Source organism: uncultured Maricaulis sp., assembly GCF_963976135.1.
GTDB lineage: Bacteria > Pseudomonadota > Alphaproteobacteria > Caulobacterales > Maricaulaceae > Maricaulis.
Genome location: NZ_CAXBKN010000099.1, coordinates 1 through 8,930, shown reverse-complemented (window position 1 = coordinate 8,930; position 8,930 = coordinate 1). Strand labels below are relative to the sequence as shown.

At 63.9% G+C, this 8,930-nt stretch carries 9 protein-coding genes; 4 read left to right on the top strand and 5 right to left on the bottom strand.

What is annotated here, in order from left to right:
• Window positions 1-290: 290 nt before the first annotated feature.
• From AAC023_RS12150 to AAC023_RS12135, 4 genes are read left to right on the top strand one after another with little or no spacing between them, the layout of a single operon-like run.
• Window positions 291-854, top strand: coding sequence for an SCP2 sterol-binding domain-containing protein (locus tag AAC023_RS12150; protein ID WP_339741470.1), 564 nt, complete (start codon window positions 291-293; stop codon window positions 852-854).
• Window positions 851-1,879 carry a peptidase U32 family protein gene (locus AAC023_RS12145; RefSeq protein ID WP_339741469.1) on the top strand — a complete coding sequence of 343 codons (1,029 nt, stop codon included), beginning with the start codon at window positions 851-853 and terminating at the stop codon, window positions 1,877-1,879. Before AAC023_RS12150 ends, AAC023_RS12145 begins: the two co-directional genes overlap by 4 nt.
• Before the next feature lie 32 nt (window positions 1,880-1,911).
• The gene (locus AAC023_RS12140) at window positions 1,912-2,793 is read left to right on the top strand and encodes a U32 family peptidase (protein WP_339741468.1); all 882 of its coding nucleotides are present in this window, start codon (window positions 1,912-1,914) and stop codon (window positions 2,791-2,793) included.
• Window positions 2,778-3,134, top strand: coding sequence for a chorismate mutase (locus AAC023_RS12135; protein WP_339741467.1), 357 nt, complete (start codon window positions 2,778-2,780; stop codon window positions 3,132-3,134). The genes AAC023_RS12140 and AAC023_RS12135 overlap by 16 nt, the downstream gene beginning before the upstream one ends.
• 42 nt (window positions 3,135-3,176) lie before the next feature.
• On the opposite strand, the gene AAC023_RS12130 is transcribed toward AAC023_RS12135, so the two are convergent.
• From AAC023_RS12130 to AAC023_RS12110, 5 genes are all read right to left on the bottom strand, one after another.
• Window positions 3,177-3,935 (bottom strand): SDR family oxidoreductase, encoded by a 759-nt coding sequence (locus AAC023_RS12130; protein ID WP_339741466.1) that lies wholly within the window; start codon window positions 3,933-3,935, stop codon window positions 3,177-3,179.
• A 167-nt stretch (window positions 3,936-4,102) separates the two neighbouring features.
• Entirely contained in the window at window positions 4,103-4,846 is a 744-nt protein-coding gene (locus AAC023_RS12125) for a protoglobin domain-containing protein (RefSeq protein ID WP_339741465.1), read from the bottom strand.
• Between the two features lie 109 nt (window positions 4,847-4,955).
• Entirely contained in the window at window positions 4,956-6,377 is a 1,422-nt protein-coding gene (locus AAC023_RS12120) for a coniferyl aldehyde dehydrogenase (protein WP_339741464.1), read from the bottom strand.
• Between the two features lie 41 nt (window positions 6,378-6,418).
• A complete protein-coding gene (locus AAC023_RS12115) occupies window positions 6,419-8,029 on the bottom strand; it encodes a GMC family oxidoreductase N-terminal domain-containing protein (protein ID WP_339741463.1) in 1,611 nt (536 codons plus the stop codon).
• The coding region (locus AAC023_RS12110) for a serine hydrolase (protein WP_339741462.1) at window positions 8,022-8,930 on the bottom strand (909 nt) is incomplete at its 5' end. The genes AAC023_RS12115 and AAC023_RS12110, both read right to left, overlap by 8 nt.

Here is an 8,930-nt window from a genome sequence, read left to right as displayed (position 1 = left end):
TAAATCTCCCATCTTTTTCCAGGAAGACTTGGCGGGACGTTTCGAATGTCTCACTTATCTATTGCGCTAAACGGCATTCGCCGCGTCCCGCACACCTCCCAAACGGGGAGGGCCACGCAAACCTCCAGCGGCTCGCCGCGTGGAGATTTTCCTGCAGCCTCCCCGTTGGCATCACGGGCTGTGCGCCTATGTCGCAGATTCAGGTTTTGATAAATATCAAGTCTTGGCGTTATCACTGATCGACAAGATCGGGTCCGATTGCAGATCAAAACAGGACAGGACGCTCCATCATGCTGCCAGAATCGCTGCTTCACCGCGTCCATGCTGCCGGTCGCTTTCTGTCGGCCCGGCCCTGGCCGCAAGGCCCACTCGGACGGCTGGGCGGGCAGGTGGCTGTTGCGGCGATGCAGCCGATGGCCGTGATGCTGACGGCGTCGCTGCGGCGGCTGGCGCGGCAAAGGCCCGACGTGTTCGAGCGACTGGGTCCGGCGCGCCAGGCCCGCATCCTGATTTGCCCGGCCGGTCTGCCGGTCGCCTTCCTGGTCTGCCCGGATGGCAGTGCGGGAGCGGTGCAGGTGGTCAGGGCAGCCGCGCCGACGCCGTGCGAGGCGCGGATTGAGGCGCCGCTCGATCTTCTATTGCGTCTGATGCAGGGCAGCGAGGATGGCGATGCCGCCTTCTTCGCCGCCGATCTGTGGATTGAGGGCGAAACCGCTGTCGTGCTCAGCCTGCGCAATGCGATCGAGGAGGCCGAGATGCGGCTGGCGGATCTCGTGCCGCTGCCGCCTTTGCCGTCCCTGCCACCGCTGCCACCGGGACCATGGCGCCCGGCGACGCAGGGGCGGCGGTCATGAGCCGCGGCGCGCTTGAACTGGTCTGCCCGGCGGGCACGCCCTCGGCCCTGCGTGCGGCGGTCAATGCCGGTGCGGACACCGTTTATTGCGGCCTGCGTGACGAGACCAATGCCCGCAATTTTCCGGGCCTCAATTTCTCCGATGCCGAACTGGCCGAGGCCGTCGCCTATGCGCATCAGCGCGGGGCCAAGGTGATGGTGGCGATCAATACCTTTGCCCAGGCCGGCAAGACGGCAATCTGGGCCCGCGCCGTCGATACGGCGGCGGCGGCCGGCGCCGATGCGATCATCGCCGCCGATATGGCCGTGCTCGGCCGGGCCGCCTCGCAGCATCCCGATTTGCGGCTGCATCTCTCGGTCCAGGCCGCGGCCGGGACGCCGGAAGCGATTCGCTTCTATGCCGAACGCTTTGGCGTGCAGCGTGTCGTGCTGCCGCGCATCCTTTCCATTCCGGAAATCAAGGCGCTGATCGGCGAGATCGATATCGAGGTCGAGGTGTTTGCCTTTGGCGGGCTGTGCGTGATGACAGAAGGACGGTGCGACCTGTCCTCCTATGTCACCGGCCGTTCGCCCAATCTCGACGGCGTCTGCTCGCCGCCGGAAGCGGTGAGTTATTCGCGCCAGGATGGCAGCCGCTCCGTCGCGCTCGGCGGACTGACGATTGACCGCAAGGCGGACGGCCAGCCGCTGGGCTATCCGACCCTGTGCAAGGGCCGATTCATGGCCGGCGGCAAGACGGGACATTTGTTCGAGGACCCGGTCAGTCTCAATACGATCGATGTCCTGCCGCAATTGCGCGATGCCGGGGTGACGGCGTTGAAGATCGAGGGCCGCCAGCGCGGCAAGGCCTATGTCGAAGCGGTCACGCGGCAATTCCGCCAGGCGATTGACGGGTTAGGAAAACCGGTCGGTCCGGGGGCACCGGAGCGGGCTTTGGAGGGGCCGGCGACGGGCGCGACGCTGCTCGATACGCTGGCGGAAGGCCAGCGCGGCACGGTGGGAGCGTACAGGAAGACATGGCGATGAATCCGAGCCCGATCTCCTTGAGTCCGATATCCTTGAGTCTGGGGCCGCTCTATTTCAACTGGCCGTCGTCGCAATTGCTCGATTTCTATGCCCGCATCGCCGATGAATGCCCGGTCGAGCGCGTCTATCTCGGCGAGATCGTCTGCGGCAAGCGCGGCCCCCTGACCCAGGCCGCCATCGCCAGCGCCGCGGACCGGCTCGAGCGCGCCGGCAAGACAGTTATCTGGTCGACCCTGATCTCCCCGGTCAATCGCCGCGAACGCCGTCTGACCGAGGAGCTGGTCCGCGATGGCGAACAGGTCGAACTGAATGATTTCGGTGGCCTGGCCAGCCGCGGCGGGCGCGCCTTCACCGCCGGCCCCTTCCTCAATGTCTATAATGAGGACACGGCCCTGATGCTGAAGGACATGGGCTGCACGCGCTGGTGTCCGCCGGTCGAACTCTCCTTGCAGGCGATCTCGACAATCGCGGAAGTCTGCCCCGGCCTGGAGATTGAGTTGTTCGGCTTTGGCCGCCTGCCACTGGCCCATTCCGGCCGCTGTTATCATGCCCGTCAGCACAAGCTGAACCGCGACAGCTGCCGCTATGTTTGTGAGCAGGATCCCGATGGCTGCCGCGTCTCGACCCTGGATGGCACCGGTTTCCTCGCCTTCAACGGGGTGCAGACCCTGTCCGACGGCCTGCAGCTTTGCACCGAGACGCCGGACGCCCTGCGCGCGGCTGGGATTTCGGCGCTGCGGCTGTCGCCGCACAGTGTCGGCATGGTCGAGGTCGCCAGTGCGATGCGCGGTTTTCTCGATGGCGCCACTGATGCGGCCGAAATGGTCGAGACGGTGCGCGCCTCGACCCTGCCATTACCGCTGGTCAATGGCTATCTGGCCGGGAAGGCGGGGCGGGAATGGACGATGAAATAAACGAGACCGGCCTCGGCGCGGTCCGGCTGAAGATCGACCGGGTCGACCGGCAATTGGTCCGCCTGCTGGCGGCGCGCAAGGAATTGGTCGAGGCCGCCGCGCGCATCAAGCGCCACCCCCGCTATGTCGTCGATGCCGACCGCAATGAGGCGGTGCTGGAGAATGTGCGCCGCTGCGCGCGCGAATTTGGCTTGCCACAGGCCTTTGCCGAGCGGGTCTGGCGCTTTCAGACCGAATTATGGATCCGCCACCAGCTCGACCTGATGGTCCGCGAAAGCGGCGAAGTGCCCTATGCCGGCAATAGGTCGGCATCGTGCGAGGCGGGCGTGCGGGGCCGCTGATGCGACGAGGTGTGTGTTAAAAAAATTAGTTAATTCAGTAGGTTATCGCACATAGCTCGCGCCATTGATATCGATACAGCTACCCGTCGCGCTCTGGCAGGCGCCCGAGGCGAGGAAGGCGCACATCGCGGCAATCTCCTCGGGTTCGGCCATGCGGCCGATCGGGATTTCCGACTGGGCGGCAGCGACGCCGGCGGCGTTTTGCGGCGCCATGCGGGTATTGATCCAGCCGGGGGTGAGGGCATAGGCATAGATCGCATCCGGTCCCCATTGGCGGGCCAGGGTCTTGGTCAGCGAGAGCAGGCCGGCTTTGGAGGCACCATAGGCGATATGGTCGCGATCCTCGCCGCGATAGCCGGCACGGCTGGAGATATTGACGATCGAACCGCCGCCGCGCTCCACCATGCCGGGAATGGCGGCGCGGCAGATATCGGCGACGGCCATCAGATTGACCTGGAGAATACCGGCCCAGCCCGCTTCCCAATCGGCATCGGTGGCCTCGAACGGCGTCGCCCAGTGAATGCCGGCATTATTGATGATGGTGTCCAGCCTGCCACCGGCCAGGTGCTGAGCGGCCTCGACCAGATCGCGCCCGGCGCCCGGCATTGACAGGTCGGCCTGCACCGCCCCGAGGGCGCGCGGTCCGATTTCGCGCACGGCCAGATCGGCATCGGCCATATTGGCATTGCCGTGCAACACGACCTCGGCGCCCTGTTCGGCGAAGAGTTTCGCGGCCGCCAGGCCAACACCATGGCTGGAGCCGGTGATCAGGGCGCGTTTGCCGGAGAGGGGGAGATACATGGTGAGGTCCTGTTGCCGCTTCGCCGCTGGAGCTACCGCAACGCGCCGGGACTGCCAAGGGGCGGGGTGTCTGGGACGGCATTCACAGCGCAATCTCTCCCGGGGTGGAAACGGTTCCGGGTGGCTTGCGCGTGCCTCCGGTGGGGAGTGACAGCGGCTTGCGAGCGTCAGGCCTTGCTTGTGGCTGTCAGGAACTCATTCATTTTCGCTTTCAGGTCATCGAGTTGTGCCTGGACGGTGGCGGTGGAGCGGGCGACCGATTGCGCCAGTTCCGCCGTCGCCGCTGGTTCGGGGCTGGCCAGTTCGGAAGCCGCTTGGTTGAGCGCGTCCATCGCCGTGTCGAGTTCGGTCATCGAGTGGGTGAAGGCTTGCCGGAAAGCGTTCGAGAATTTCAGCCGCGACAAGCGGGCCTTGGACTGCTCGGCCTCGGAATAGCTGGTCAGGGCGACCCCGATATCGAGAAGCGCGGCGCGCGTCAGGGCATCAATGACGATCTCCGGGGAATGGCTTGATCGATGCCCCTTGCGAGCCGGGCCGCCATCGGGCTGGCTGGCATCGCACAGCAGTTTGGACAATACGGCCGCATAGCCGGTCAGGAAGGCGTGCGGTTCCAGGCCGATGGAACAATGGACCGTGCCAATCCGCTTCGCCGATTCCAGATAGGTCTCGTCAAACAGTCCGGACAGCAATTTTCTCCAGTGCTCGTATTGCTTCTGGCGGACATGGCTGAGTTGTTTGACATCATCAAAAAATGCCGACAGCTCGGCGTTTTCCGCGATCGTGCTGTAGAGCTCGATCAGGGCCTTCTTCAGTCGGGGGTCACTCTCACGCCCCCATCGATCCATTTCCTCGGAGGCTTCCGGGGTCAGCGCCATCGCGTCGACCAGGCGACGAAATTGAACAAAATTCACAGAGATGCCCTCGCTGTCCACACCGGCTGTCGGGATCGACTCACAGATCGATCCGGGCCGAACAGCCTTCAGGCATTCGGGGGAGGCGTCAATTGCAGATTGTGGCGTGTCAGCTCATCTGCTTCTTCGACACCGTCTCGTAGAATTTCCCGTAAGGCGGGGCCAGCAGGCGGGACGGATGCCATTTCCCGGTCGCGAAGACCGAGCGTTCATGGGTGAAGGTCAGGAAACCGGCCTCGCCATGATAGCTGCCCTGACCGGAGGCGCCGATGCCGCCAAAGGGCAGGTCGGGGACGGAGAGATGCAGGAGATTGGTATTGATGCCGACGCCGCCCGACTGGCTCTGGTCGAGAATGCGCGCCGCCATCTCCTTGTCGGTGGAATAGACATAGAGGGCGAGCGGATGATCATGATCGGCGACATAATTGGTCGCCGCATCGATCTCGCTATACCCGACAACCGGCAGAAGCGGGCCGAAGATTTCCTCGGTCATCAGCTTTGAATCGGCGGGCGGGTTGAGGACGACTGTCGGCGGGATCTTGCGCGCCGCCTGGGCGGCCTGGGGGTCATGCTTGGCCTGCAGGATTTCGGCACCGCCGGCGCGGGCCTCCTCGATCATGCCGGTCAGGCGCTCATAATGCCGGTCCGAGACGATGGCGGTATAGGCGTCGTCGCTGGAGGATTCGGGAAATTCATGTTCGGCGATCTTGATGATTTCCTCGCCCATGGCGCGTTCCTCGCCATTGGGCACCATCACGTAATCGGGCGCAACACAGGTCTGGCCGGCATTGAGGAATTTGCCCCAGCCGATTGATTTGGCAGCGCTGAGCTTGGGGTAGCCCGGCGTGACGATGGCCGGCGACTTGCCACCAAGCTCCAGCGTGACCGGCACGAGATTTTCTGCTGCCGCCATGGCGACAAGGCGGCCGACCTGGGTCGAGCCGGTATAGAAGAGATGGTCGAATTTGAGCTTGCAGAAGGCCTCGCCAACGGCCGGTCCGCCGGTGATGACGCAAACATGGTCTTCCTCGAAGGCTTCGCCGATCAGGCGTTTCATCAGCTCGGCGGTGGCCGGGGTGAGCTCGGAAGGTTTGATCATGGCGCGGCAACCGGCACCCAGCGCGGCGACCAGTGGTGCCATGGCGAGCTGGAAGGGATAATTCCACGGCGAGACAATGCCGACCACGCCCTTGGGCTCGCGGCGGATGGTCGCCTTGCCGGGCATCAGTGTCATCGGCACACCGACGGAACGCGTTTTCGCCCATTTGCCGATATGCTTGGCGGTATGATCGGCGTCCTGGATGACGAAGGCGATCTCGGCGATGACGCTTTCCTGCCTGGCACGATTGCCGAAATCGCGGCTGATCGCCTCGCAGATCGCATCGCTATTCTTGCGGCACAGATCGGCAATGCGCGCCAGGTCGGCCTTGCGCAGGTCGAGCGGCCGGTGGCGTTCATGGCGAAACGCATCGCGCTGGGTGGCGAGCAGGGATTTCATGCGTTCAATCTGCTTGGCTTCGGCTTCGCTCATGGCGGCCTCCTGATTTCGACTGGGCTCGGCGGGGGCCGAACTCAGGCGGTGTTATTGTCCTGCGCGATCATGTCGCTGGCACGTGTGGCGATCATGATCGTTGGTGCATTCGTATTGCCACCGACCAGGCGCGGCATCACCGACGCATCGACGACGCGCAGCCCGGCGACACCCTTGACGCGGCAACGGCTGTCGGTGACCGCCATTTCGCCCGACCCCATCGCGCAGGTCGAGGTCGGATGATACAGGGTTTCGGCCCGCTTTCGAACATCATCCTTGAGGCCGTTGAGGGTTGTCACCTCGGCGCCGGGCCAGCGCTCCGACTTGCGATCATAATCAAAGGCCGGTGAGGCGAGGATCTCGCGGACCTTGCCGAGGCCATCGGCAAGCACGTCGAGGTCGAATTCATCCTCGAGATAATTCGGCTGGATCGCCGGATGCTCATAGGGATCGGTCGATTTGAGCGTGATCGCCCCGCGGCTCTTCGGATAGAGCTGGCAGGCATGCAGCGTGACGCCATGCCCCGTGGCCTTCTCGACCCCGTGTGGATTGGAGATGGCCGGGATGAAGACCAGCTGCAGATCCGGCAGATCGCCGGCGAAGGCGGATTTGATGAAGGCGCCGCCCTGCACGGGATTGACGGTGAAGGGGCCGTCGCCCGCCAGCGCCCAGCGGGCCACCATATACATGTGGCTCGGGATGGAGCGCAGGGAATTGCCGATCGAGGTCGAGGACTTGGTCCAGAGCTGGGCCGTGATGTCGAGATGGTCCTGCAAATTCTTGCCAACGCCGGGCACGTCCGATTCGACGGTAATGCCCATGGCACGCAACTCATCGGCGGGCCCGACGCCCGAGAGCAGCAGGGTCTGCGGCGAATTGATTGCCCCGCCCGAAAGGATAATCTCCTTGCGCGCAGTGAGAATTGTGCTGACGCCATCAATGTCGACTTCGACACCGGTGGCACGGCCCGCTTCGATGATCACGCGGCGGACCATCGCCTTTGTCGTGACGCTACAGTTTTCCCGTTCCAGGGCCGGGCGCAGGAAAGCGTCGGCGGCCGAACAGCGCTTATGGCCCTTCTGCGTCACCTGATAGGGGCCGAAGCCTTCCTGGGTCGGGCCATTGAAGTCCGGATTTCGCTTGTATTGCAGCTCGTCACCGGCCTTGAAGAAGGCCTCGGTCAGCGGATTGAGTGGCGCGATATCCTGGACCCAGAGCGGGCCATCCGTGCCGTGAAGCTCACTGGCGCCGCGGGTCTGGTGTTCCACTTCCTTGAAGGCGGGCAGGGCGCTCTCCCAGTTCCAGCCCTGCGCACCGTAAGCGCTTTCCCACTCGTCAAAATTCTCGTGGGCACCGCGCATGTAGTGCATCGCATTGATCGAGGACGAGCCGCCCAGCGTCTTGCCGCGCGGCCAGAGCAGCTTGCGGTCGTGCAGATGTTTTTGCTCCTCGGTCCAATAGCCCCAGTTGAAGGCCTCACCGGTGACGGCGTATTGCAGCAACATCGGCGTGCGGATTATCGGGCTGTCATCCGAGCCGCCGGCCTCGAGCACACAGACGGAGACGGACGGATCGCGGGAGAGGCGTTCAGCGACGGTGCAGCCGGCCGAACCGGCCCCACAGACAATATAGTCATAGCTCGCCTCACTCATGGTCTGTCTCCGTGAGTTCGACCTCTTCCGGGCCGGTCTCGACCTCGGCAGCAGCTTCGATGATCGGGTCGCCATAGTGCGCCGAAAGCGCCCGCATGGCGGCAATCGATTCTGCGGTTCGGCCGCTCCACGCCGTATCGGCGGCGGTGCGGGCGATCACGATATTGCGGCGCTCATCGACCCAGACATATTGGCCATAGACACCGGCCATGAAGTATTCGCCGTCATGATTCTCGGGCACCCAGAAATGCAGGCCATAGCCGCGATGCGGATAGACCGAGGCCGGACCGGCTTCCTGGAAAGACGCGTTCGGGCGGGTCGCCATCGTCACCCAGCCCTCGGGGAGAAGGCGTTCACCATGCCAGACACCATCCTGCAGGTAGAACTGGCCCATCCGGGCATAATCCTCCAGGCGGGCATTGAGGCAGCAATAGCCGATCGCCATGCCGTTATCGCCCTGGATATTCTGGTTCCAGGACGCATCGCCTGTCATCCCGAGCGGACGCCAGATCTTCATCTCGACGACCTCGGCCAGCGGCGCATTATAGATACCGCGAATGACGGCCGAGAGGACGTGGGTGTTCGCACTGACATAGTGCAGGTCCTGGCCGGCCGGCCGGTCGCGCTCGATCTCGGCGACCAGGCTGTCAATATTCTGGCCGTAGATATTGGCGCCGAGGAAGAGGCGGCGAATATCGGAGCCGGGCGCATTGTAGTCTTCCTCGAAATCGACCCCGGCCGACATCATCAGCAAATGACGCAATGTGGTCTGGCCGTAGGCGGTACCGGCAAATTGCGGCGCGAACATTTCGGCGGTCTGGTCGAGGCTGGCGATATGGCCGTCCTGCATCGCCATGGCGATCAGGGTGGCGACGAAGCTCTTGCCAACGGACCAGCTGGT

Bases quoted from the DNA above. Each gene is read 5' to 3' on its own strand.
- AAC023_RS12120 (WP_339741464.1), bottom strand. From the start codon at position 6,377: ATGAGCGAAGCCGAAGCCAAGCAGATTGAACGCATGAAATCCCTGCTC.
- AAC023_RS12135 (WP_339741467.1), top strand. From the start codon at position 2,778: ATGGACGATGAAATAAACGAGACCGGCCTCGGCGCGGTCCGGCTGAAG.
- AAC023_RS12115 (WP_339741463.1), bottom strand. From the start codon at position 8,029: ATGAGTGAGGCGAGCTATGACTATATTGTCTGTGGGGCCGGTTCGGCC.
- AAC023_RS12150 (WP_339741470.1), top strand. From the start codon at position 291: ATGCTGCCAGAATCGCTGCTTCACCGCGTCCATGCTGCCGGTCGCTTT.
- AAC023_RS12145 (WP_339741469.1), top strand. From the start codon at position 851: ATGAGCCGCGGCGCGCTTGAACTGGTCTGCCCGGCGGGCACGCCCTCG.
- AAC023_RS12130 (WP_339741466.1), bottom strand. From the start codon at position 3,935: ATGTATCTCCCCCTCTCCGGCAAACGCGCCCTGATCACCGGCTCCAGC.